This is a genomic window from Sphingopyxis sp. A083 (assembly GCF_001468495.1).
GTDB lineage: Bacteria > Pseudomonadota > Alphaproteobacteria > Sphingomonadales > Sphingomonadaceae > Sphingopyxis > Sphingopyxis terrae.
Genome location: NZ_LNSK01000011.1, coordinates 1 through 21517, shown reverse-complemented (window position 1 = coordinate 21517; position 21517 = coordinate 1). Strand labels below are relative to the sequence as shown.

At 64.8% G+C, this 21517-nt stretch carries 26 protein-coding genes and 1 tRNA gene; 16 read left to right on the top strand and 11 right to left on the bottom strand.

Features of this window, described 5'->3' with window-relative positions:
• Positions 1-5 precede the first annotated feature (5 nt).
• The 3 genes from ATE59_RS14990 to ATE59_RS14980 are packed head-to-tail and all read left to right on the top strand — an operon-like array spanning position 6 to position 2367.
• The gene (locus ATE59_RS14990) at positions 6-356 is read left to right on the top strand and encodes an ArsC family reductase (protein ID WP_058813139.1); all 351 of its coding nucleotides are present in this window, start codon (positions 6-8) and stop codon (positions 354-356) included.
• Positions 353-1426, top strand: coding sequence for a glycerophosphodiester phosphodiesterase (locus ATE59_RS14985; RefSeq protein WP_058813138.1), 1074 nt, complete (start codon positions 353-355; stop codon positions 1424-1426). Before ATE59_RS14990 ends, ATE59_RS14985 begins: the two co-directional genes overlap by 4 nt.
• The gene (locus ATE59_RS14980; protein ID WP_058813137.1) at positions 1423-2367 is read left to right on the top strand and encodes an aldo/keto reductase; all 945 of its coding nucleotides are present in this window, start codon (positions 1423-1425) and stop codon (positions 2365-2367) included. Before ATE59_RS14985 ends, ATE59_RS14980 begins: the two co-directional genes overlap by 4 nt.
• 80 nt (positions 2368-2447) lie before the next feature.
• Here ATE59_RS14980 and ATE59_RS14975 read toward each other — a convergent pair whose 3' ends face one another.
• The 3 genes from ATE59_RS14975 to ATE59_RS14965 form a co-directional block, all read right to left on the bottom strand.
• Positions 2448-2669: a helix-turn-helix transcriptional regulator gene (locus ATE59_RS14975; protein ID WP_040589196.1), complete on the bottom strand. Its 222-nt coding sequence runs from the start codon at positions 2667-2669 to the stop codon at positions 2448-2450.
• Complete coding sequence (locus ATE59_RS14970; RefSeq protein ID WP_058813136.1) at positions 2662-3087, bottom strand: DUF2178 domain-containing protein; 426 nt, start codon at positions 3085-3087, stop codon at positions 2662-2664. The genes ATE59_RS14975 and ATE59_RS14970 overlap by 8 nt, the downstream gene beginning before the upstream one ends.
• Before the next feature lie 66 nt (positions 3088-3153).
• Entirely contained in the window at positions 3154-3576 is a 423-nt protein-coding gene (locus ATE59_RS14965) for a hypothetical protein (protein ID WP_058813135.1), read from the bottom strand.
• A gap of 127 nt (positions 3577-3703) precedes the next feature.
• On the opposite strand from ATE59_RS14965, the gene panB reads away from it, so the two are divergent.
• From panB to ATE59_RS14935, 6 genes are all read left to right on the top strand, one after another.
• Positions 3704-4570, top strand: a complete 867-nt coding sequence (panB, locus tag ATE59_RS14960; RefSeq protein ID WP_058813134.1) for a 3-methyl-2-oxobutanoate hydroxymethyltransferase — start codon at positions 3704-3706, stop codon at positions 4568-4570.
• Between the two features lie 124 nt (positions 4571-4694).
• Complete coding sequence (locus ATE59_RS14955; RefSeq protein WP_058813133.1) at positions 4695-5477, top strand: tetratricopeptide repeat protein; 783 nt, start codon at positions 4695-4697, stop codon at positions 5475-5477.
• Between the two features lies 1 nt (position 5478).
• Positions 5479-6813 carry an outer membrane protein assembly factor BamB family protein gene (locus ATE59_RS14950; protein ID WP_058813132.1) on the top strand — a complete coding sequence of 445 codons (1335 nt, stop codon included), beginning with the start codon at positions 5479-5481 and terminating at the stop codon, positions 6811-6813.
• A gap of 44 nt (positions 6814-6857) precedes the next feature.
• Positions 6858-8234 (top strand): ribosome biogenesis GTPase Der, encoded by a 1377-nt coding sequence (der, locus tag ATE59_RS14945; RefSeq protein ID WP_058813131.1) that lies wholly within the window; start codon positions 6858-6860, stop codon positions 8232-8234.
• Positions 8224-8463: a sulfurtransferase TusA family protein gene (locus ATE59_RS14940; RefSeq protein ID WP_058813130.1), complete on the top strand. Its 240-nt coding sequence runs from the start codon at positions 8224-8226 to the stop codon at positions 8461-8463. The genes der and ATE59_RS14940 overlap by 11 nt, the downstream gene beginning before the upstream one ends.
• Positions 8464-8579: 116 nt before the next feature.
• On the top strand, positions 8580-8978 hold the full coding sequence (locus tag ATE59_RS14935; protein ID WP_003040572.1) for an Hpt domain-containing protein: 399 nt from the start codon (positions 8580-8582) through the stop codon (positions 8976-8978).
• On the opposite strand, the gene ATE59_RS14930 is transcribed toward ATE59_RS14935, so the two are convergent.
• Positions 8971-10224 (bottom strand): DUF418 domain-containing protein, encoded by a 1254-nt coding sequence (locus tag ATE59_RS14930; RefSeq protein ID WP_058813129.1) that lies wholly within the window; start codon positions 10222-10224, stop codon positions 8971-8973. The two genes, ATE59_RS14935 and ATE59_RS14930, sit on opposite strands and share 8 nt — an antisense overlap.
• 150 nt (positions 10225-10374) lie before the next feature.
• On the opposite strand from ATE59_RS14930, the gene ATE59_RS14925 reads away from it, so the two are divergent.
• Positions 10375-11193 carry a Coq4 family protein gene (locus tag ATE59_RS14925; protein WP_058813128.1) on the top strand — a complete coding sequence of 273 codons (819 nt, stop codon included), beginning with the start codon at positions 10375-10377 and terminating at the stop codon, positions 11191-11193.
• A gap of 13 nt (positions 11194-11206) precedes the next feature.
• Here ATE59_RS14925 and ATE59_RS14920 read toward each other — a convergent pair whose 3' ends face one another.
• The 5 genes from ATE59_RS14920 to ATE59_RS14900 all read right to left on the bottom strand — a co-directional run bounded on the left by ATE59_RS14920 (position 11207) and on the right by ATE59_RS14900 (position 15907).
• A complete protein-coding gene (locus ATE59_RS14920; protein ID WP_058813127.1) occupies positions 11207-11947 on the bottom strand; it encodes a DUF72 domain-containing protein in 741 nt (246 codons plus the stop codon).
• 109 nt (positions 11948-12056) lie between these two features.
• Complete coding sequence (purL, locus tag ATE59_RS14915) at positions 12057-14312, bottom strand: phosphoribosylformylglycinamidine synthase subunit PurL (protein ID WP_058813126.1); 2256 nt, start codon at positions 14310-14312, stop codon at positions 12057-12059.
• A gap of 84 nt (positions 14313-14396) precedes the next feature.
• Positions 14397-14693 carry a hypothetical protein gene (locus ATE59_RS14910; RefSeq protein WP_003040557.1) on the bottom strand — a complete coding sequence of 99 codons (297 nt, stop codon included), beginning with the start codon at positions 14691-14693 and terminating at the stop codon, positions 14397-14399.
• A gap of 132 nt (positions 14694-14825) precedes the next feature.
• Positions 14826-15239 carry a DUF2177 family protein gene (locus tag ATE59_RS14905; protein WP_058813125.1) on the bottom strand — a complete coding sequence of 138 codons (414 nt, stop codon included), beginning with the start codon at positions 15237-15239 and terminating at the stop codon, positions 14826-14828.
• A complete protein-coding gene (locus ATE59_RS14900; protein ID WP_058813124.1) occupies positions 15236-15907 on the bottom strand; it encodes a hypothetical protein in 672 nt (223 codons plus the stop codon). The genes ATE59_RS14905 and ATE59_RS14900 overlap by 4 nt, the downstream gene beginning before the upstream one ends.
• Before the next feature lie 73 nt (positions 15908-15980).
• Here ATE59_RS14900 and ATE59_RS14895 point away from each other — a divergent pair, with 73 nt between their 5' ends.
• From ATE59_RS14895 to ATE59_RS14870, 6 genes are all read left to right on the top strand, one after another.
• Positions 15981-16244: an exodeoxyribonuclease VII small subunit gene (locus ATE59_RS14895; RefSeq protein WP_058813173.1), complete on the top strand. Its 264-nt coding sequence runs from the start codon at positions 15981-15983 to the stop codon at positions 16242-16244.
• Between the two features lie 27 nt (positions 16245-16271).
• A complete protein-coding gene (locus ATE59_RS14890) occupies positions 16272-17171 on the top strand; it encodes a polyprenyl synthetase family protein (RefSeq protein WP_058813172.1) in 900 nt (299 codons plus the stop codon).
• Positions 17171-17677 (top strand): pantetheine-phosphate adenylyltransferase, encoded by a 507-nt coding sequence (gene coaD / locus ATE59_RS14885; protein WP_003040543.1) that lies wholly within the window; start codon positions 17171-17173, stop codon positions 17675-17677. The genes ATE59_RS14890 and coaD overlap by 1 nt, the downstream gene beginning before the upstream one ends.
• 98 nt (positions 17678-17775) lie before the next feature.
• Positions 17776-18522: a peptidylprolyl isomerase gene (locus tag ATE59_RS14880; RefSeq protein WP_058813123.1), complete on the top strand. Its 747-nt coding sequence runs from the start codon at positions 17776-17778 to the stop codon at positions 18520-18522.
• 25 nt (positions 18523-18547) lie between these two features.
• On the top strand, positions 18548-19579 hold the full coding sequence (gene queA / locus ATE59_RS14875; protein WP_058813122.1) for a tRNA preQ1(34) S-adenosylmethionine ribosyltransferase-isomerase QueA: 1032 nt from the start codon (positions 18548-18550) through the stop codon (positions 19577-19579).
• Positions 19580-19586: 7 nt separating this feature from the next.
• Positions 19587-19666, top strand: a tRNA-Thr gene (locus ATE59_RS14870).
• A gap of 178 nt (positions 19667-19844) precedes the next feature.
• On the opposite strand, the gene ATE59_RS14865 is transcribed toward ATE59_RS14870, so the two are convergent.
• Both ATE59_RS14865 and ATE59_RS18270 read right to left on the bottom strand, forming a co-directional pair.
• Entirely contained in the window at positions 19845-21068 is a 1224-nt protein-coding gene (locus ATE59_RS14865; RefSeq protein WP_058813121.1) for a DUF3644 domain-containing protein, read from the bottom strand.
• Between the two features lie 2 nt (positions 21069-21070).
• Positions 21071-21517 (bottom strand): restriction endonuclease subunit S (locus tag ATE59_RS18270; protein WP_231737418.1); only part of this gene is annotated, 447 nt, incomplete at its 5' end.

Below are 21517 nucleotides of genomic sequence, written 5' to 3'. Positions count from 1 at the left end.
GCGGCATGGCACTGACTCTCTATGGCATTCCGAACTGCGACACGGTGAAGAAGGCACGGCGCTGGCTCGACGAGCATGGCGTGGCTTATGCGTTTCACGATTATCGCAAGGACGGGCTCGATCCCGTCATGCTCGATCGCTGGGTCGATGCGCTCGGCTGGGAAAAGCTCCTCAACAAGAGCGGGACGACCTTCCGCAAGCTGCCCGATGCCGACAAGGCGGGGATCGATGCGGCGAAGGCGAAGGCGCTGATGCTCGATCAGCCGGCGATGATCCGGCGCCCGCTCGTCGATGCCGACGGCGCGTATAGCGTGGGCTTCTCCGCCGATGACTGGCAACAGCGCTTTGCGGCATGAGGGCCTGGCGCGCCCCGCTGGCGCTGCTCGCGCTCGCCGGCTGCGGGGCTGAACCGATGGCGGCGCAGCCCACGCTCGAGGGAAAGCCCGCGATCGTCATCGCGCATCGCGGGGCGTCGGGCGAACGGCCCGAACATACGCTCGCAAGCTATGAACTTGCGATCGAACAGGGCGCCGATTTCATCGAGCCCGATCTGGTACTGACCAAGGACGGCGTGCTTGTCGCGCGGCACGAGAATGAGATTTCGGAGACGACCGACGTCGCCGACCACCCCGAATTCGCCGCGCGCAAGGCGACGAAACGGATTGACGGCAAGGATGTGACCGGCTGGTTCACCGAGGATTTCACGCTGGCCGAGCTCAAGACGCTGCGCGCGAAGGAGCGGCTGCCGCAACTGCGAGCGACCGAATTTGACGGGCGCTACCAGATCCCGACCTTTGCAGAGATCCTCGACCTGCTCGTGCGGGTCAACAAAGGGCGCGCCCACCCGGTCGGCGTCTATCCCGAAACCAAGCATCCGAGCTATTTCGCCGGCATCGGCCTGCCGCACGAGGCGCCGCTGCTCGCGATGCTGGAACGCTATGGCTATCATGGCCGCAGCGCGCCGGTGTTCATCCAGAGCTTCGAGGTCGGCAATCTGAAGGCGATCCGGGCGAAAAGCGACCTGCCGCTGATCCAGCTCATGGACGGCGAGGACGGTCCGGCCGACGATGCGCAGCAAAGCTACGCGGCGATGGCAACGCCCGCGGGGTTGAAGGCGATTGCCGCCTATGCCGACGGGATCGGACCCAACAAGACGATGATCATCCCGCGCACCGCGCTCGGCACGCTCGGCGATCCGACCCATCTGGTGCGCGATGCCCATGCCGCCGGGCTGAAGGTCCACCCCTGGACCTTTCGCCGCGAAAATTATTTCCTGCCGCTCGGCGACAAGGGCGGCATCAACCCCGCCGGGCACGGCGATCTGGCGGACGAGATCCGCACCTATCTGAAGACCGGGATCGACGGCCTGTTCAGCGACAATTCGCGCGAGGCGGTGCCGGTGGTCCATGCAGGAGTATCGCGATGACGCAGCGTCCCCTTGGCCAGAGCGGCCTGTCGGTCCGTCCCTTCGTGCTGGGCGGCAATGTCTTCGGGATGACCGCCGATCGGGCCGCGAGTTTCGCGATCCTCGACCGCTTCGTCGAGCGCGGCGGCGGGATGATCGACACCGCCGATGTCTATTCGGCGTGGGTGCCGGGGCACAAGGGCGGCGAATCCGAAAGCATGATGGGTGCGTGGCTGAAGGATAGCGGCGCGCGCGACCATGTACTGATCGCGACCAAGGTCGGCATGATGCCCGGCGGGCTGAAGCCCGATCGCATCCGCGAAGCGGTGAAAGGCTCGCTCGATCGGCTCGGCGTCGATACGATCGACCTCTACTTCGCGCACAAGGACGATCCCGACGTGCCGTTGGACGAAGTGCTCGGCGCGTTCGGCGAACTGGTCGATGCGGGGACGGTGCGCGCGATCGGGGCATCCAATTATAGTGCCGAGCGGCTAGCCGAGGCGCTGCGCGTCGCCGACGCTGCGGGGCTGCCGCGTTTCACCGCGATGCAACCCGAACTCAACCTGCTCGACCGCGATCAATATGAAGGCGCGCTGCAACAGCTTTGCATCGCCGAAGGGCTCGGCGTCGTCACCTATTTCAGCCTCGCGTCGGGCTATTTGTCAGGCAAATATCGCAGCGCCGACGATCTCGGCAAGAGCTCGCGCGGCGCGCGGGCCAAAGCCTATCTGGAGGGTAAGGGGCCGGCGGTGCTCGCCGCAATGGACGCGATCGCTGCCGAAACCGGCGCCACCCTGTCGCAGATCGCGCTCGCCTGGGTCGCCGCGCAGCCGGGCGTCACCGCGCCGATCGCGAGCGCCACATCGGTCGCGCAACTCGACGAGATCATGGACAGCGAGACGGTCACGCTGACCGACTTGCAATTGGCGGCGCTGAACGAAGCGGGGCGCGGCACCGCATAAGGTTCGCCGCGCACGCGGCCGTTTCGGCCCGGCCGGCCCCCGGGGAGAGGCGGGCCGGGCCAGCGCGGCCGCGCATCGGATCAGCCGCTTTCCTCGTCCCACCCGAACACCTGTTCGAGCGGCTTGCCGAAGGTGCGCGCGATACGGAAGGCGACTTCGAGCGAGGGCGAATATTTGCCTTGTTCGATCGCGGCGATCGTCTGGCGGGTCACGCCGACGCGCTCGCCGAGTTCGGCCTGCGTCATTTCGCCCGCGAGAAAGCGCAAGGTGCGGATGTCGTTCGAGAAGGGCAGCCTAGCCATGCCAACCCCGGCGATAGCTGATGAGGACGACGGCGCTGTTCACCAGTTCGGCGAGAACGATTGCGAACAGGCCCGTGTTTGCGAGCGGCACGCCCTGCTCGACAAAGGGCAGATAGACGCCGACGACCATCATCCCCGCCAGCAGGACATAATAGGCGATCGTGGCGCCGCGACGGCGGATCGCGCGGTCGCGCTCATCGGCACGGACCCGCTCCGACTTTGGCGCCTGCGCGGACAGGATGATGGTGCCGACGATGACGATGGCCGCGTGCGCCAAGGCGATCGAGCCGAACAACCACAGCATGGGGAAAACTTCGCGCCCGGCGGGATGCCCGGCGATGATGAGTCCGAAATAGAGACTATAGGCGGCGAGCATGGCCAAGACGTTCAGCCACGCGGACTTTTCGCGGAAATTCATGGACAAGTCTCCGGTACCTGCGCTGGCAAGCTGCCGCGCCGTTTCAAGGGTCGCGCGGGGCATGGGTCAATAGCCCCGGCGATAAAGGTAAAGCTGGACGCCGATCCGCGTCAGTTCGGCGAGGACGACCGTCGCAAGCAACAGGTTGAGCTGCACCGCCGGCCCCGCGTTCCAGAACAGGGCGAAGATGCTGGCCCACACGCCGACGACGAGCGGATAATAGGCATAATGGGTGCCGCGATAATGGATCGAACGGTCGCGCTCGTCTTCCTTGAGGTTGGCCTCCGCCGGGGTGCGGATCGCCATCCAGGCCGATGCGATCGTCATCGCGATGATGATCGCGACGGTGACCGGCAGCAGCATCCCCGCACTCGCCCAAAGGCCCGCTGGGCTGGCTGCGATCCCCCACGGATAGGCAAGAAAATACCAGCCGAAGGCGGCGATCATCGTGACCAGCGTCACCCAGTGAATTTTTTCGCGGAACGACATTTGGCGTCTCCATGTTCATAATATGCAACTCGATGTAAATAATTTTTGACATAGAGTCAATCCATGCGAACATCGCTCCGCTTTGCGGCCTTTCGCAGCGCAGCATAAGCCGCTAAACCCGCGCCCCATGTCCACGCTCCCAAAAACGCTCACCCTCGACACCTCCACCAGCCGCGCCAATCCGACGCCGCAGCCGATGAAGCGCCTGACGGTGCCGCGCATTCGCCAGCGCAAGGGCGGCGGCGAGCCTTTGGTGATGCTGACCGCCTATACGGTGCGGCAGGCGCAGCTGCTCGACCCGCATTGCGACATGCTGCTCGTCGGCGATTCGCTGGCGCAGGTGATCTATGGCCTGCCGCATACTGTCGCGGTGACGATGGAGATGATGGCGTTGCACGGCGCCGCCGTGGTGCGCGGCAGCTATCACGCCGCGGTGATCGTCGACATGCCCTTCGGCAGCTATGAGGCGAGCCCCGAACAGGCCTTCGCCAATGCCTCACGCCTGCTCAAAGAAACCGGCGCGGCGGCGGTGAAGGTCGAGGGCGGCAAGGTGCTCGCCCCGACGATCGAATTTCTGACCCAGCGCGGGATTCCGGTGATGGGGCATGTCGGGCTGACGCCGCAGGCGGTAAACATCCTCGGCGGCTATGGCGTGCGCGGCAAAAGCGACGAGGAAGCGCGCACGATCGTCGAGGATGCGGTCGCTGTCGCGCAGGCCGGTGCCTTTTCGATCGTTATCGAAGGCGTGCTCGAATCGATCGCGATCGAGATTACCGGCAAGGTTGCCTGTCCGACGATCGGCATCGGCGCGTCGGCGCAATGCGACGGGCAGGTGCTTGTGACCGACGACATGCTCGGCATGTTCGAGCGCGTCCCCAAATTCGTGAAGCGGTACCAGGATATGGCGGGTGTGATCGACGGCGCGGTGAAGGAATATGCCGAGCAGGTCAGGTCCCGTTCATTCCCGACCGACGATCAAATCTACAAGGGCTGACCGCGCTCCGGACGGGCGCCTGCACGGGTCAAGTGAATCGCTTGGCCTTTTTCGGCATGACCGCTAAGGAACGGCCGGCGAACCCGAAGCGGGCATCGCTCGCGAACGAGTTATGGAGGATTGATTGGCCCTGAGCCCGACGAACAATGCGGCCTTCCTGCAGGAAGTCGACGAGGCCGTCCGCAAGGATCAGCTCAGCTCCATCATGCAGCGTTACGGCCGCTGGATCGTCGGCGCGGCGATCGCGGCGCTGCTGGCGTTCGGCGGCTATCTCTATTGGGAGCACCGTCAGACGGTGGCGCGCGGCGAAAAGGCCGAACAGCTGCTGGCCGCTTTCGACAAGGCCGCGGCGCAGCCGACAGCGGCGACCGCCGATCTCAAGACGCTGGCAGGCGAAGGCAATGCCGCCTATCGCGCCGCCGCGCTGATCGAACAGTCGAACATAAAGGCGAAAGCCGGCGACCTGAAGGGTGCCGCCGCGCTGCTCGCGCAGGTCGCGGGCGACGCCAAGCTCGACCAGTCGATGCGCGATATGGCGCTGGTTCGCCAGACCGCGCTCGAATTCGATACGATGAAGCCTGAGGCGGTGATCGCGCGGATGAAGCCGCTCGTCGATGCGACCGACCCGGTATCGAGCTGGTTCGGCAGCGCGGCCGAGCTGACGGCCGCGGCTTATTATCACCTCGGCCAATATGACAAGGCCGGCGCGCTCTATGCGCGGATCGCCAAGGCGCCCGCCACCTTCAAATCGCTGCAGTCGCGGACGGTGCAGATGGCGGGGATGCTCGGCGTCGATGCGGTCGAGGATCGCGCGGCGGAAAGCGCCGCCAAGGACACGACAAAGGACCAGCAAGGCGGTGCCGCCCCGGGCGCAGCGGCCGCCGCCAAGAGTGAGGAAGCCAAATAAGATGCGGAAACGCCAATATGTGATTTGCGCCATGATGCTCGCGCTGCCGCTTGCGGGCTGCGGCGCGTTCAAGGGCAAGGGCGGCCCGCGCACCCCGACGGTCGGCGAGCGCGTTTCGATTCTGTCGAACGACAACAGCATCAAGGTCGATCCGACAACCGCCGAGATTGCGGTGGTGTTGCCCGATCCGGTGCTCAACGCCGATTGGGCACAATCGGGCGGCAATGCGTCCAAGTCGATGGGGCATCCCGCGCTCGGCGCCGCGCGTACCAAGGCGTGGGAAGCGTCGATCGCGGGCAGCACCAAGAAGCAGCGGCTCGCCGCGGCCCCGGTAATTTCGAACAACCGGCTGTTCGCCGTCGATACCGATGCCGTCGTGTCGGCTTTCGCCGCCGATACCGGCGCGAAGCTGTGGAGCGTGTCGATCGGCAGCACGGGCAAGGATTTCGAAAATTCGCTGTTCGGCGGCGGCGCGTCGGTCGACGGCAATGTCGTCTATGCGACGAGCGGCGTCGGCGACGTCGCCGCGCTGAACGCCGAGGATGGCAAGCTGTTGTGGAAGGTCAAACCCGCGGGGCCGCTGCGCGGCGCGCCGACGGTTGCCTTCGGCGGCGTCTATGTGATCACGCAGGACAACCAGATTTTCGCGCTCAATGCCGGCGACGGCGCGGTGCAGTGGCAGGCGACCGCGTCGCTCGAGCCCGGCAGCGTGTTCGGTGCGGCATCGCCCGCGGCGGGGCAGGGGACGATCGTCGCCGGCTTTTCGTCGGGTGAGGTTCAGGCCTATCGTTACGAAAACGGCCGCGACCTGTGGGAAGACGCGCTCGCGCGCACCTCGATGGCGCTGTCGGTTTCGACGCTGACCGACGTCGATGCCGACCCGGTGATCGACCGCGGCCGCGTTTTCGCGCTCGGCCAGGGCGGCCGTATGGCGAGCTATGACCTGCTCACCGGGCAGCGCATCTGGGAAATCTCGATCGCCGGTATCTCGACGCCCTATGTCGTCGGCGAATGGGTCTATGCGATGACCGACGACGGCAAGCTGCTGTGCGTCGCGCGCGGTTCGGGCAAGGTCCGCTGGATCCAGCAGCTCGCGCGCTATCGCGTCGAAACCGAAAAGAAGAAAAAGGATCCGATCCGCTGGACCGGCCCGATTCTGGCCGGCGGACGCCTGATTGCTGTGAACAGCGAGGGACAGCTGGTCGAATTTTCGCCGACCGACGGTTCGACGCTCGCGACCACCGAGTTCAAGTCGCCCTTGTCGCAGCCACCCGTGGTTGCGAACAACCGGCTCTATATCCTGGCGGACGACGGCACGATCACCGCCTGGCAATAACAGGGCGCGGCCGGGTTGGCCCGCCGCGAAGATAGGATAGACGCATGGCGCGATCCGCGACGATCGCCATTGTCGGCCGACCCAATGTCGGCAAATCGACGCTGTTCAACCGGCTGGTCGGCAAGCGCCTGGCGCTGGTCGACGACCAGCCGGGCGTGACGCGCGACCGGCGCGAGGGCGATGGCAAGCTGCTCGGCCTGGAATTTCTGATCGTCGATACCGCGGGGTTCGAGGATCAGGACGCGGCGACGCTGCCCGGCCGGATGCGCGTGCAAACCGAAAAGGCGGTGCGCGAAGCCGATGCGGCGCTGTTCATGATCGACGCGCGCGCGGGCGTGACCCCGCTCGACGAAGAAATTGCGCGCTGGCTGCGCAGCGAAGACACGCCGATCATCCTGTGCGCCAACAAGGCTGAAGGCAAGCAGGGCGAAGCGGGGCTGATGGAGGCCTATTCGCTCGGCTTCGAATCGCCGATTGCGCTCAGTGCCGAACATGGCGAGGGACTGGTCGATCTGTTCGACGCGCTGCGCCCGATCGTCGAACCCTTCATGGACGCCGACGAAGAGGCGGTCGGCGAAGATGCGGACGAGGATGTGCCGCTCGGCCCGCTCAAGCTCGCGATCGTCGGGCGGCCCAATGCGGGCAAATCGACGCTCATCAACCGGATGATCGGCGAAGACCGGCTGATTACCGGACCCGAGGCCGGGATCACGCGCGATTCGATCCGCGTCGACTGGCAATGGGAAAAGGATGGCGAGGTCCATCCGATCCAGCTTTTCGACACCGCCGGGATGCGCAAGCGGGCGAAGGTTCAGGACAAGCTGGAAAAGCTGTCGGTGGCCGACGCGCTGCACGCGGTCGATTTCGCCGAGGTCGTCGTGCTGCTTCTTGACGCCACAAAGGGGCTGGAGGCGCAGGATCTGCGCATCGCCGACCGCGTGCTGGAGGAAGGGCGCGCGCTGATCATCGCGCTCAACAAATGGGACGTTGCCGAAGACCCGTCGTCGCTGTTCAACGGCGTCCGTGCGGCGCTCGACGACGGGCTCAGCCAGATCAAGGGCGTGCCGCTGCTCAGCATTTCGGGCGCAACGGGGAAGGGGATCGACACGCTGGTCCGCGTCGCCTTCGAACAGCGCGCGATCTGGACCAACCGTGTCTCGACCGCGAAGCTCAACCGCTGGTTCGAACGCGCGGTAGACGCCAATCCGCCGCCGGCGCCGGGCGGCAAGCGGATCAAGCTGCGCTACATGACGCAGGCGCGCACGCGTCCGCCGACCTTCATCATCTTCGGAAGCCGGACCGATTCCCTGCCCGCCAGCTACCAGCGCTATCTGGTCAACGGGATGCGCAAGGAACTGGGCTTCCAGGGCGTGCCGATCCGCATCAATTTCCGCAACACGCGCAACCCCTATGACGAATGACGCCGCGGGCACATCGGCGGCGCTGACCGTCGATGCGCGTGGCATGCGCTGCCCCTGGCCGGCGCTGCGGCTCGCCCGCGCGATGCGCGCCGCGCAGGATGTCGTGCTGATCGCCGACGACCCCAACGCCGCGCGCGAAGTTGCGGCGCTTGCCGCCGAACAGGGCTGGCGGATCGATGACGCCGGGCCGATGGGCGAGGCTGCGCGCTGGCGCGTCCGGCGCGACTGACCCGTTTCGGGGCGATTCGGCGGTGTCCGCTTTGCGCGCGTAACCTCTTTTTTACCGACTTCGGTGCATGTGCAGGACGGGACCACGGACCAGACTGAACACCGAGGGACGGAAAATTGGACGAGATCCTGGTCGATTGGAATGAATTTCGCGCGACTCGCACCCAGTTGGGGGCGGCATTCGTGCGGATTCTGGGCTATTTTCGCGAGGACGGCATCAAGTCGGTCGCCGCGATCGAAGAGGCGATGCGCGCGCGCAGCGCCGGCGGCCTCGTCATGCCTGCGCATACGCTCAAGAGCGAGGCGCGCCAGTTCGGCGCCGAACGGCTCGGCGCGCTGGCCGAAGATATCGAAATGTTCGCGCGCCACTGCGTCGAGGCGCAGGTCAGCCCGGAAGAATATCTGCCGCGCGTCGTCGAACTGCGCCCGCTGTTCGAGGAAACGCTGACCGCGCTCGAACGCGAGGCTAACCCGCTCGTCCAGCGCCGCCCGACTTTCGGCCGCGCCGTCAGCTAAGCCCTGGACCTTCGGCCAGCGTGCGCCGCATCGGTTGTCGCTGCCAGCGCGACAGGCTGCGCCACAGCCATTCGAGCGGGCCATATTCGAAACGCGCGAGCCAGGGCTTCGACCATAGCAGCATCGCCGCCCACATGGCGAAGCAGAAGAGGTAGAGCGCCGCGCGCGGCACGCTGCCGAACAGCGCCAGCCCATAGCCATAGAAGATCGTCGTCATCACCGCCGACGTCGCGAGATAGTTGGTGAAGGCCATGCGCCCGGTGGCCGCGAGCCGGGCGCGCAGCGCCGGCGACGCCGCGGTCTTGATGAGCAGCATGATGATTGCGGCCCAGCCGACCGTCATCACGAAATCGAACGGGGTCGACCAGACGAGTGCCGCCCCGAACACCGCGACGGTACCGAAACCCGCGGCTGCGCTATGCCAGGCCAGCAGCGCGAGCGGCGGCGCGGATAACAGGAAGGCCGCGATCGCCCATTTGCGATAGCGCGCGGCGTCCCATTCGCCCGTCAGCATCCGCGCTTTGAACAGCGCCATGCCGATCAGCATCAGCGCCATGCTTTCCCAAAGGAACAGCATCACCTGCGTCAGCGGTTCGAGCGCACCCGCGCCGAGCCGCATCCCCGCGATCGCGCCGTAGCTTCCCAGATAATGGGCGACATCCCTGGCATAGTCGGGCGAGTCCGGACCCATCATCGCGTTGAATTGTGCCATCTGTTCCCGCGCCTCGGCGGCAGCAGTGCCGGGCAATTGCCCCGCTTCGAGCAGCGTCATCGACAGCCATATCGATGCCATCAGCGCCATCGCGACCAGCAGGAAGCCCGCCGCCCACCAGAGCAGCGCGCGCACCGACAGGCCGCGGAACAGGAAGAGCAGCAGGCCACAGACGGCATAAAGCGACAATATGTCGCCGAACCAGATGAAATAGAAATGGGCGAGACCGAAGAGGCCGAGCCACAGCATCCGCGCATAATGGGTCGCGGCCGCGCTACGGCCTACCGCTTCGGCGCGCTCGATCACCAGCAGCGTGCTCGCCCCGAAGAGCATCGAGAACAGGCCGCGCATCTTCGAATCGACGAAGACGAAATTGAACGCCCATGCGGCAAGGTCCGCGCCGCCCGGCGCTCCGTCCGCGGCGGGGTTGAAATAGGCGCTCATCGGCATCGCAAAGGCGACGATGTTCATCGCCAATATGCCCATCACCGCAACGCCGCGAATCGCGTCGAGGCTTTCGTACCGGTCGGTCATGCTTTGTCCCCCACACGTCTATCGCCGAGCCCAGCGGCCGCGTCCAGCGGCTTGTCCGGCCCGCACATTCCGGCCATTCACGATATATTGACATTTGTGTCAGTAGTGACTAGATCGAGACTTCACGGCCCCAACCGCAAGAGATACGCCATGACCGCTATCCCGCTGATCCACCCCGACCGCACAGACACCGGCTTCCGCCCGCTGAAGGCGCTGCACCATTTCCGCAAGCTGATTGCCGACAAGGAGGACACCGAACAGGTGTTTCACATTCTCGACGCGCTGCGCGACAATCGGTTCAAACGGTCGGTCGCGCGTTTCTTCGCGACCGCGGAAGGTCAGAAGGTCCTGGCCGATCGCCCCTATCTGCCGGCGATGCTCGACGATCATGACGCGCTGCGCAAATTGCCCGAAGGCAGCGTCGGTCGCGTCTATGTCGATTTCATGGAACGCGAAGGGCTGACGGCGCAGGGGCTGGTCGATGAATCGATGAAGTTCCGCCGCACCAAGCCGCGCTTCGACGATATGGTCGAGCTTTATGGCGACCGGCTGCGAGACACGCACGACCTGTTCCACATCCTGACCGGCTATGGCCGCGACGCGCTGGGCGAACAATGCGTGCTTGCCTTCTCGTATAGCCAGACGCCGAGCTGGGGGACACTGTTCATCGCCTGGGCGGGCGCGCGCGAGATCCGCAAGGGTTTCGGCAGCCGCTACCCGATCTACGGTGCGGTCCGCGAAGGCCAGCGCATCGGCCGCGTCGCGCAGCAGATCGCCTTTCAGGATATCGAGGCGCTGCTGGCCGAACCGATCCACGCGGCGCGCCAGCGCTTGGGGATCGCCGAGCCGAAAATCTACAAGCAGGTCCACGCGATGATGCGCGCCGACGGCGTCGATCCCTATGACCTGCTCGGCACTAAAGAGGCCGCCCAAGCGGCGAAGCAGCCCGAACTCGCGCAAGCGGCCTGAACGCCGCGCGCGCTTAGGCGCCCAACCGGGCGATCAGCGCCTGCGCCGCGGCAGGATTGCGCACCTTGGCGCCCGCGATGAAGAAGATATAGGCGTCGCGCCCGCCGGCCGCCCACGCCTTCGCACGCGCCGCCCAATGGTCGAGCGCCGCCTCGTCATAGCCCGTCGCAACATCGTCGCGGCTGCGCTGCAACCGTGCATAGCTGAAATCCGCGGTCGCCTCGTCGATGCACGGAAATTCGTCGCTGTCGGCGAAGACAATCGCCATGTTGCGCTCGCGCGCCAGGTCGACGAAGGCGGGGTCGCGAAAGCTCTCGTGCCGCACCTCGAGCGCGTGGCGCAGCGGTAGCCCGTCCTGGCTTTCGGGCAGCAGGTCGAGGAAGCGCGCGAAATCATCGCGATCGAAGGTCTTGGTCGCCATGAACTGCCACAATATCGGCCCGAGCCGGTCGCCAAGGCGCGTCAGTCCCTGCGTCAGAAATTTCTCAACCGACGCCGCGCCATCGGCGAGCTGCTTGCGATTGGTGCAGAAGCGTGACGCCTTGACGCTGAATTTGAACCCGTCGGGGACCGCGGCCGCCCAATTGGCGAAGCTTTCGGGCTTCTGGCTGCCATAATAGGTGCCGTTGATCTCGATCGCGGTCAGATGCTGCCCGGCATAGTCGAGCTCGCGCTTTTGCGGGTGCTTCGGCGGATAGAAGGTACCGCGCCATGGTTCGTAGGTCCAGCCGCCGACGCCGATGTGGATGGTCATAGACTTCTACCTCCGTGCCAATGAGCATCGCGTCATTGCGAGCGTAGCGAAGCAATCCAGAGCATGCGTACGCCACTCTGGATTGCTTCGCTACGCTCGCAATGACGGCCTAGGCAAGTGCTGCGTCGGCCCCCATCAGGTTGGGGAAGAAACCTTCATGCGCCTCGCGCAACTCGGCCAGCGTCACCGAAAAATCGCTGTCGGGCAGTTCGAATACGATGCGGTCCTTGATCGTCCGGCCGAGCGGATCGACCGGCACGTCGGCGCGGTTCGCAGCGTCGAGGAAGTCGGCGAGGCAGGTGTCGCAGACGGTGACGAGATAGAGGCCCTGATCCTCGCCGAAAAAGCTTTCGGCAATACCGAAGGGCTGTTCCTCGCTGACGAGCACGCCGATGCCTGATTTCAGGGCCATTTCGGCGAGTGCAACCGCGACGCCGCCGTCCGACACATCGTGGCAGGCGGTGATCCAGCCGGCGTTGATTGCGTGGCGGATGAAATCGCCGGTGCGCTTTTCGGCGCGCAGGTCGACCGGCGGCGGCGGACCTTCCTCGCGGCCGAGGATTTCGCGCAGCCACACCGACTGGCCGAGGTGGCCGGCGCGCTCGCCGACCGCGAGGACGATATCGCCGGTGCGCTTGAAACCGATGCCGACCGCTTTCGACAGATCGTCGATCACCCCGACGCCGCCGATCGCGGGGGTGGGCAGGATCGCGCTGCCGCCGCCGGTCGCCTTGCTCTCGTTGTAAAGGCTGACGTTGCCCGAGACGATCGGATAGTCGAGCGCGCGGCACGCCTGGCCCATGCCGTCGAGGCAGCCGGTGATCTGCCCCATGATTTCGGGGCGCTGCGGGTTTGCGAAGTTCAGGCAATTGGTGATCGCGAGCGGGGTCGCGCCGACCGCGCTGATGTTGCGCCAGGTTTCGGCGACCGCCTGCTTGCCGCCCTCGACCGGGTCGGCATAGCAATAGCGCGGGGTGCAGTCGGTGCTCATCGCGAGCGCGCGGTTCGTGCCGTGGATGCGGACGAGCGCGGCATCGCCGCCGATCTGCACCGTGTCGCCGCCGACCTGGCTGTCATATTGTTCGTAGATCCAGCGGCGGCTTGCGATGTCGGGCGATCCCATGAGCGTCTTGAGGTCGGCCGCGACATCGGTCGTTTCGGGGACGTCGGTCAGTTCAGGCTGCTTCGGCGTCGGAACGTGCGGGCGGTCGTAGAGCGGCGCATCGTCGGCAAGCGGGGCGAGCGGAATATCGCAGACGACCTCGCCATGATGCTCCAGCACCATGCGGCCGGTGTCGGTAACGGTGCCGATCACCGCGAAGTCGAGTTCCCATTTCTCGAAGATCGCTTTCGCAAAATCTTCCTTGCCGGGGCGCAGCACCATCAGCATGCGTTCCTGGCTTTCCGACAGCATCATTTCATAAGCCGTCATGCCCGTTTCGCGCTGCGGCACATCGTCCATCCTGAGGTGGAGGCCGACGCCGCCCTTCGACGCCATTTCGACCGACGAGCTGGTAAGCCCCGCGGCGCCCATGTCCTGGATCGCGACGATCGCGTCCGACGCCATCAGCTCGAGGCACGCCTCGATCAGCAGCTTTTCGGTAAAGGGATCGCCGACCTGCACCGTCGGGCGCTTCTCCTCGGCATCCTCGCCGAAGTCCGCACTCGCCATCGTCGCGCCGTGGATGCCGTCGCGGCCGGTCTTCGACCCGACATAGACGATCGGATTGCCGACGCCGCTGGCGGCCGAATAGAAGATCTTGTCCTGTTCGGCGACGCCGACGGTCATCGCGTTGACGAGGATATTGCCGTCATAGGCCTTGTGGAAATTGACCTCGCCGCCGACCGTCGGGACGCCGACGCAATTGCCGTAGCCGCCGATGCCGTGGACGACGCCCGAAATCAGATGCTTCATCTTCGGATGGTCGGGGCGGCCGAAACGCAGCGCGTTGAGGTTCGCAACCGGCCGCGCGCCCATGGTGAACACGTCGCGCAAAATGCCGCCGACGCCGGTCGCCGCGCCCTGATAGGGTTCGATGTACGACGGGTGGTTGTGGCTCTCCATCTTGAAGATGGCGGCAAGCTTCTTGCCGTCCGGCCCTTCGCCAATGTCAATGACGCCGGCATTCTCGCCGGGGCCACAGATCACCCACGGCGCTTCGGTGGGCAGCTTCTTCAAATGGATGCGCGAGCTTTTATAGCTGCAATGCTCGGACCACATGACCGAGAAGATGCCGAGTTCGACAAGGTTCGGCTCGCGCCCCAGCGCGGCAAGGACGCGCTCATATTCTTCCGGAGACAGGCCATGGTCGGCGACGATCTCGGGGGTGATGACGGAGGCGGGCGCGGTTGCTGTCTGAGTCATGGCGCGCCTTTAGCGATGTAGGCGCGAAACGAACAGACCCCATGATGCTTTTCGCACCATGGGGTCTGCGGTCGGAGAGGCGTCTCAGCGCGCGGCGAGCGTCACGGCGGCTTCGCCGAGCGGTTCGACGTCGCGCAGCGAGAAATTGACCTGCTGGGTGCCGACGGTGCCGCGCACGCGGTGCGCGCCGACGCGCAGCTTGAACGGCTTGCCGCTCTTTTCCTCGACCCCGCTGATGACGCGATAGCCGTTGGTTTCGGTCACCGAATAGGCATAGACGTGACCGTCATGCTCGAAACGCTGCTGCGCCGGTTCGGCAGCCGCGGCAAAAGCGGGTGCCAGAACGGCGGCGGCGAAAGCAGGAAATAGGATATTTTTCATCGCGCAAGTCCTTGTCTTGATGAACAAAACTTGCCTTTAAGCCCCTCTTTATTGTGCGTTGCAGCATGACGGCGCGCGCACGGCGCAGCAATTGCAAAAAACTTTATCGCGATTGCAAAATGGGGCGGCGTGTCAGGCGGTGCGCGGCGCGACGGTCAGCACGATCCACGCCGCTGCGCCGGCGGCGACGCCGGTTGCGACGCTGCCCCAGGCGATGTCGAGCAGCGTCACCTTGGTTGACCAGATTTTCATCGTGGCATGGTTGGTGAGGTCGTAGGTCATGTAGCAGAAGAAGCCGAACAGCGCCCCCCATTGCGCCGCGACCTGCCAACGCCCGGCCTCGATCGCGGGGGCGACCGCGAAAATCTGGATGCCGAGCATATAGAGGGCGTAGAAGATCAGCGTGGGCGCGGGCCGCCATCCGTCCATAAGCAACGTACCGATTTCGGGGCGGTAGACCGCGGGCACCATCGTGCGGAGCCACAAGGCGTCGAGCAGGCCGAAAAGGATCGCGGTGGCGACATAGCCGATCGCGTAATGGATCATGTCGAGGCCTCCTGCTGCGCCATCACGACAGCGCGGTTCGCGCCCGCCCACGCCGCAACGAGCGCAAGGACGATATAGGCGGCGAGCATCGTCAGCGGGATTTCGATCGAATAGTCGGGCGCCTTGGCGCCGAACCAGTCGACCGCCTGGACCGCCGCGAGCAAGCCGCCGAGGATCCACAATCGCCGGTTGCCGGTCGGCGCGCTGGTCCGGCGTGCATAATAGATCATTGCTGCGGCGGTCAGTCCGATCTCGAGCGGCATTTCGGCAAGCGGGTAATTCCACAGCCCGAACCCGAATTTCGGCGGCGCGCCATAGAGGGTGAGGTCGGGGATATGGACGATCAGGTCGACGAACCAATGGGAAACGACGACCAGTGCCGTCAGCAACGCCGCCTCCCGCCGCCGGGTAATCGCCCCGACCAGCGCGCCGAACGCCGCACCCCACAGCAGCGCGCCGAGCAGGCTGTGCGTGTAGGGCATGTGATAGAGGTCCATCGGGTTCATCGCGGTGATGCCGGGAACGACGCGCATCGCCTCGACCCCCGGGATCAGCAGCGCGGCGAAGCCGATATCGACGAGTTGCGCCGCGACGAACAGCGTTCCGAGCCCCGGGGCCCTGGGCCGGGTGGCGGCGACGAGCGCCGGGGCGAAATGGCCGACGAACATGGTGGCGATGCTATCGACGAAAAGGGCGACGTCAAGCTTGACCGCAGCGCCCTTCGCGGGCCAAAGCTGGGGGATGACGGATACCCCCGATACCGCCGCCGCCGCCGATATTGCGGCGCTGTCCTTCGAAGCCGCGATGGGCGAACTCGAAACCATCGTCCGCCGCCTCGAAAGCGGCGATGTCAGCCTGGAGGAATCGGTAGCGCTGTACGAACGCGGCCATGCCCTGCGTGCGCACTGCGAAGCGCGGCTTGCCGCGGCGCAGGCGCGCATCGAGCAGGTCGGGCTCGGCGCCGATGGACAGCCCGCCGGAACCAAGCCCTTCGGCGAAGGCTGAGGCGCGGTGGCACTGGCCGAGGGGGCGATGCAAAATTCTTCCGATCTTCTCCGCAATGCGCTGGTCGATGTGGCGGCGGGCATCGACGCGCTGTTCGATCGCCTGCTGGCGGTCCCGCCAGACCCGCGCGCGCGCCTTTATGAAGCGATGCGCCATGCTGCGATCGGCGGCGGCAAGCGGCTGCGCCCGCTGCTGGTCTGCGCGGCGGCCGACTTGTTCCATGTCGACCGTCAGCTCAGCCTGCGCGTCGGCGCCGCGGTCGAGGCGATGCATGTCTATTCGCTGATCCACGATGACCTGCCGTGCATGGACGATGACGATCTGCGGCGTGGCAAGCCGACCGTGCACAAGGCGTTCGACGATGCGACCGCGGTGCTGGCGGGCGATTCGCTGCATGCGCTCGCCTTCGAATGGCTGATCGATCCGGCAACGCATGCCGATCCTTTCGTGCGCAGCGAGCTTGTTCGCGAACTCGCACTGGCCGCCGGACCGGCGGGCATGGCGGGCGGGCAGATGATGGACCTGATGGCCGAAACGTCGAATTTCGACCTGCCGACGGTGACACGGCTGCAACAGCTCAAAACCGGCGCCCTTATCGGCTTTTCGGTCGAGGCGGGGGCTATCCTCGCGCGTATTCCGGCCGAAGGGCGGCGCCCGCTGCGCGGCTATGCGCGCGACATCGGCCTCGCGTTCCAGATCGCCGACGACATCATGGACGTCGAGGGCGACGAGGCGCTGGCCGGCAAGGCGCTGCACAAGGACGCGGATGCGGGCAAGGCGACCTTCGTCACGCTGATGGGGATCGACCGCGCGCGCGAACAGGCCGGGCTGCTCGTCGATCAGGCGATTGCGCATCTGGCCGGTTTCGGCGAAGAGGCGGCGCTGCTGCGCGCGATCGCGCGCTTTGTGGTGGAAAGGGACCGTTGATGCGCATTGGGGTTTATCCCGGAACCTTCGACCCGATCACGCTCGGCCATATGGACATCATCCGCCGCGGCGCGAAGCTGGTCGATCGGCTGGTGATCGGGGTGACGACCAATATCACCAAATCGCCGATGTTCGACGACGAGGAACGGCTGGCGATGGTCCGCCGCGAGGTAGAGGGGATCGACGGCGACATTCGCGTCGTCGGCTTCAATTCGCTGCTGATGGACTTTGCCGAGCGCGAGGGGGCAACGGTGATCGTCCGCGGGCTGCGCGCCGTCGCCGATTTCGAATATGAATATCAGATGGCGGGGATGAACCAGCAGCTCAACAACCGCGTGGAAACCGTGTTTTTGATGGCCGACGTCAGCCTGCAGCCGATCGCGTCGCGGCTGGTCAAGGAAATCGCGATCTTCGGCGGCGACATCCACAAATTCGTCACCCCCGCCGTTCGCGATGCCGTCGTCGCGCGGATATCCGAACGCGGACTTCGCCAGGGCGAGGGCTGATCCCGTCGCCGGCAATCCGATCATTGAGCGTTCAGCTTTTTCCCGCTAGGTCGCGCCAACGGGGCGCGAAGCAGTTTTTGATAGAGGCCTGACCCAGCATGAAGATGATTATCCGACCCATGGTCCTGACGGCGCTTGCGTTCGGGCTTGCGCTTCCCGCCATGGCGCAGGAGGCCCCGGCGACGACGGACCCCGTGGCGGCCGCCGCACCCGCAACCGCAGCGGCGCCGGCAACCGACACGGCGGCCGAAGCGGCGCCGACGATCAAGCCCGAGCAATATCTGGGCAATCCCGAATATATGCTCAACCTCGATCTTTCGACCGGCGGCCGCGTCGTGGTGCAGCTTTATCCCGATGTCGCGCCGCTCCATGTCGAACGCGTCAAGCAGCTCGCCCGGGCCGGCTTTTACGACGGGGTGAAGTTTCACCGCGTGATCGACGGCTTCATGGCGCAGACGGGCGATCCGACCGCAACCGGGCAGGGCGGATCGGAGCTTCCCGACCTCAAGGCCGAATTCAACGATACGCCGCATCTGCGCGGTACCGTGTCGATGGCGCGTGCGCAGAGCCCCGACAGCGCGAACAGCCAGTTCTTCATCATGCTGCAGCCGCGCTTCAGCCTCGACCATAATTACACCGCCTTCGGCCGCGTCGTGTCGGGCATGCAATTCGTCGATGCCGTGCACAAGGGCGAGCCGCCGGCGGTGATGTCCCGCATGGTCCAGGTGTCGGTGGCCGCCGACAACAAGCCGATGCCGCCGGCATCGATGCTGACCGAGGATCAGCCGGCAAAGCCCGCCACGGACATCACGGCCGACCAGCTCAACGCGCCGCTCCAGCGCTGACCCTGCCGCACGCGCGACCCCGATAATGCGCGTCGACGCCTTCGATTTCGATCTGCCGCCCGAGCGCATCGCGCTCCGCCCGGCGCGCCCGCGCGATGCGGCGCGGATGCTTGTGGTGGCGGGCGGTGCGATGACCGATGCCGGGGTGCGCGACCTGCCGCAATGGCTGCGGCCGGGCGACTGTCTGGTCTTCAACGATACGCGCGTCATCCCCGCCCAGCTCGAAGGGCGACGCGGCGACGCCCGCATCGGCGCCACGCTCCACAAGCGGATCGACCTGCGCCGCTGGCAGGCGTTCGTGCGCAACGCCAAGCGGCTGCGGATCGGCGAGACGGTCGATTTCGGCGCAGGCGTCAGCGCACTCGCCGAGGACCGGCTGGCCGACGGCAGCTTTATCCTCTTCTTCCCGGGCGAAGAGCCGGTCGAGCTGCTGCTCGAACGCGCGGGCACGATGCCGCTGCCGCCCTATATCGCGGGCAAGCGCGCCACGGACGATGCCGACCGCAGCGATTATCAGACGATGTTCGCGCAAAAGGACGGCGCCGTCGCTGCGCCGACCGCGGCCTTGCACTTCACGCCCGATCTGCTCGCGGCGCTCGGTGCGGCGGGGATTGAAAGCGAGACGCTGACGCTGCATGTCGGCGCGGGCACCTTTTTGCCGGTGAAAGCCGACGATACCGAAGATCATGTCATGCACGCCGAATGGGGCGTGATCGATGCCGCGACCGCCGAGCGGCTCAATGCGGTGCGCGCCCGCGGCAACCGGGTCATAGCGGTCGGCACCACCAGCCTGCGTCTGCTCGAAAGCGCGGCGGGCGAGGAGGGGGTGATCCAGCCCTTCGAAGGCGATACGGTGATCTTCATCACCCCCGGCTACCGCTTCCGCGCGATCGACGGACTGATGACCAACTTCCACCTGCCGCGATCGACCTTGTTCATGTTGGTCAGTGCGCTGATGGGATTGGAAATTATGCAGTCGGCATACAGGCATGCAATTGAGGAAGGCTACCGCTTCTATAGCTATGGGGACGCAAGTCTGCTGCTGCCTAATCGATAAGGCTAGAGGCTCTTTCGTCTGATCCCACCGAATGTCTCATCATTCGTAATGATGGGGCCACAGGTTCGAGTCCTGTAAGCGGCACCACTACTTCCAGGAGGCAAACCCCAGACATGCGGCCAAAGTGGCATCCGCGTGGGAGTTTCTTTGGGTCCTGTTTGGGTGGCTTTGGGTAAGGAAAACAGACTTACCCAATCCAGAGCCGCGTTCAGACGGCCCCGACCCGAGATAGGAGTTTCTCAATCGCAGCCGGGATTGAAGGCTTCTAATCGGCCAGTGGCTGTATCGATCGATAAACGTCGGGTCGCTGCTCGCATTCCTCACGCACTCGATTGAGCCAAGTTTCATACCAGCACCACTGATTGCCCACAGCGATCGCGCCGTAGCTCTTGGCAGGGTCTTTAGCGCCAAGGCGCTTCCACAGTTTGGTGTGACTATCCATGGTGAAGCGATCAAAGCCCTCGTCCTTCATGGACTTTACAATGGCGGCGGGAAGATACTTCTTCTTCTCGACCTCTTTCAGGGCCATGTTGAATTTCTGGTCGACGTCCGATCCCGGCGGCACGATCTCCACAGCAAGATCAGCGCCGGGCACACGGTTGGCAGTCTTGTGGACCATGAACACCCGGAACGCGAACCGTGGGTCTGCCTGCTGCTCCGCCGTCAATTTCTGCTCGAAATTGTCCATGGTACTTTCGACGTGTCGGGGCAGCGTGCCCGCCTTTTTCAGGATCGCGCGCTGATCCGGGCTGAAGGTCACGAATTGCAGCGCGATGGGTAGGCGGCGTTCCAGCGCATATTGCGCACCGAACATGCTCTTGATGGCGTCGTTGAAGTTGATGCAGCAGGCTTGCAGCTTCGCGCTCAGCGCATCATCAATGCGGCTGGTAGAGCGATGTTCGATTTCGTGTCGGATTTCCAGCAGCAGGTTTAGGTTGTCTTTCGCCCCTTGCTCGATCGGTGAGCGGGCGTGTTTCAGGCACTGGCCCAATTCCCAATATTTTTCGGCGCCGCTCGGTGTTTTTACCACGACCTTTTCGCCATTCACATTCTTGGTGTGGCGATAATCGATCCCTTCGCGCTTGAACCAAGCGTGCATCAGGTAGGTCCACGCGATCACGGCAGTGACGATGAACAGTTCAGCACGAAAGGTCAGGCCCGCGCTGTTGAAGGTGTGAACGGCGCTGATCATCGCTTCCCGCGCCTTAATCAGCAGTTCGTCGCCGCGCAGGCTAAGGCCTGTTTCCGGGTCCACCTCCGGCCACGATGCGATGAACGCTTCAAGCTCGTCGGCGGTCGTGGCCTTGATGGCCGCGTGCTTGGCACTGCTGCGGATTTCACTGATAGCGCGGTGATTGATCGAGCGCGTCGGCCGCGTGAAATAGGCGAGAATGTCCTGATCGTTCGGCCATCGCCCGTCCGCCACCATGGCCTTGATCAGGGCTATTTCCCAGCGCTCAAGTTTATTGCCACGGCGACGGACAGGCATAGTCAGGCAGGCTCCAAGGAGTGGTGTAAGACGGCTTCGAGCAGGGAGGAACGGGCCTGTTCGTCCGTAGTGAGACTTGCTTCGAGTTGATCGCACAAGGTCATCAATTCATCGACCTTGGCGACGATGCGATGCTGTTCTGCCAGCGGCGGGAGAGGAATATTGAAAGTACGGATGAGGCTGAGGTTCAGATTACCCTGTGACGCACCTTTGCCATAGGTGCGGGCCGTCGAACTTTGGCGACCTTCCGGGCTGTTTAGCCATATCGTCAAGTATTCCGCTGAAATGAGATGGCTCGGAACCTTAATAAGGCAAAGGCTGACGTAGAACGCGAACTCGAGGTCGGAGTTTAGGCCGTGTTGACAAAAGGGATTCCCAAGCCCGCCTCCTTCTGATTCAAGACTGCTTTTTGAGGAGCAGTCATGGGTCGCGGGGATTTGTCGGATGCG

Bases quoted from the DNA above. Each gene is read 5' to 3' on its own strand.
- ATE59_RS14990 (WP_058813139.1), top strand. From the start codon at position 6: ATGGCACTGACTCTCTATGGCATTCCGAACTGCGACACGGTGAAGAAG.
- ATE59_RS14985 (WP_058813138.1), top strand. From the start codon at position 353: ATGAGGGCCTGGCGCGCCCCGCTGGCGCTGCTCGCGCTCGCCGGCTGC.
- ATE59_RS14980 (WP_058813137.1), top strand. From the start codon at position 1,423: ATGACGCAGCGTCCCCTTGGCCAGAGCGGCCTGTCGGTCCGTCCCTTC.
- ATE59_RS14975 (WP_040589196.1), bottom strand. From the start codon at position 2,669: ATGGCTAGGCTGCCCTTCTCGAACGACATCCGCACCTTGCGCTTTCTC.
- ATE59_RS14970 (WP_058813136.1), bottom strand. From the start codon at position 3,087: ATGAATTTCCGCGAAAAGTCCGCGTGGCTGAACGTCTTGGCCATGCTC.
- ATE59_RS14965 (WP_058813135.1), bottom strand. From the start codon at position 3,576: ATGTCGTTCCGCGAAAAAATTCACTGGGTGACGCTGGTCACGATGATC.
- panB (WP_058813134.1), top strand. From the start codon at position 3,704: ATGTCCACGCTCCCAAAAACGCTCACCCTCGACACCTCCACCAGCCGC.
- ATE59_RS14950 (WP_058813132.1), top strand. From the start codon at position 5,479: ATGCGGAAACGCCAATATGTGATTTGCGCCATGATGCTCGCGCTGCCG.
- der (WP_058813131.1), top strand. From the start codon at position 6,858: ATGGCGCGATCCGCGACGATCGCCATTGTCGGCCGACCCAATGTCGGC.
- ATE59_RS14940 (WP_058813130.1), top strand. From the start codon at position 8,224: ATGACGAATGACGCCGCGGGCACATCGGCGGCGCTGACCGTCGATGCG.
- ATE59_RS14930 (WP_058813129.1), bottom strand. From the start codon at position 10,224: ATGACCGACCGGTACGAAAGCCTCGACGCGATTCGCGGCGTTGCGGTG.
- ATE59_RS14925 (WP_058813128.1), top strand. From the start codon at position 10,375: ATGACCGCTATCCCGCTGATCCACCCCGACCGCACAGACACCGGCTTC.
- ATE59_RS14920 (WP_058813127.1), bottom strand. From the start codon at position 11,947: ATGACCATCCACATCGGCGTCGGCGGCTGGACCTACGAACCATGGCGC.
- purL (WP_058813126.1), bottom strand. From the start codon at position 14,312: ATGACTCAGACAGCAACCGCGCCCGCCTCCGTCATCACCCCCGAGATC.
- ATE59_RS14910 (WP_003040557.1), bottom strand. From the start codon at position 14,693: ATGAAAAATATCCTATTTCCTGCTTTCGCCGCCGCCGTTCTGGCACCC.
- ATE59_RS14905 (WP_058813125.1), bottom strand. From the start codon at position 15,239: ATGATCCATTACGCGATCGGCTATGTCGCCACCGCGATCCTTTTCGGC.
- ATE59_RS14900 (WP_058813124.1), bottom strand. From the start codon at position 15,907: ATGTTCGTCGGCCATTTCGCCCCGGCGCTCGTCGCCGCCACCCGGCCC.
- ATE59_RS14895 (WP_058813173.1), top strand. From the start codon at position 15,981: ATGACGGATACCCCCGATACCGCCGCCGCCGCCGATATTGCGGCGCTG.
- ATE59_RS14890 (WP_058813172.1), top strand. From the start codon at position 16,272: ATGCAAAATTCTTCCGATCTTCTCCGCAATGCGCTGGTCGATGTGGCG.
- coaD (WP_003040543.1), top strand. From the start codon at position 17,171: ATGCGCATTGGGGTTTATCCCGGAACCTTCGACCCGATCACGCTCGGC.
- ATE59_RS14880 (WP_058813123.1), top strand. From the start codon at position 17,776: ATGAAGATGATTATCCGACCCATGGTCCTGACGGCGCTTGCGTTCGGG.
- queA (WP_058813122.1), top strand. From the start codon at position 18,548: ATGCGCGTCGACGCCTTCGATTTCGATCTGCCGCCCGAGCGCATCGCG.
- ATE59_RS14865 (WP_058813121.1), bottom strand. From the start codon at position 21,068: ATGCCTGTCCGTCGCCGTGGCAATAAACTTGAGCGCTGGGAAATAGCC.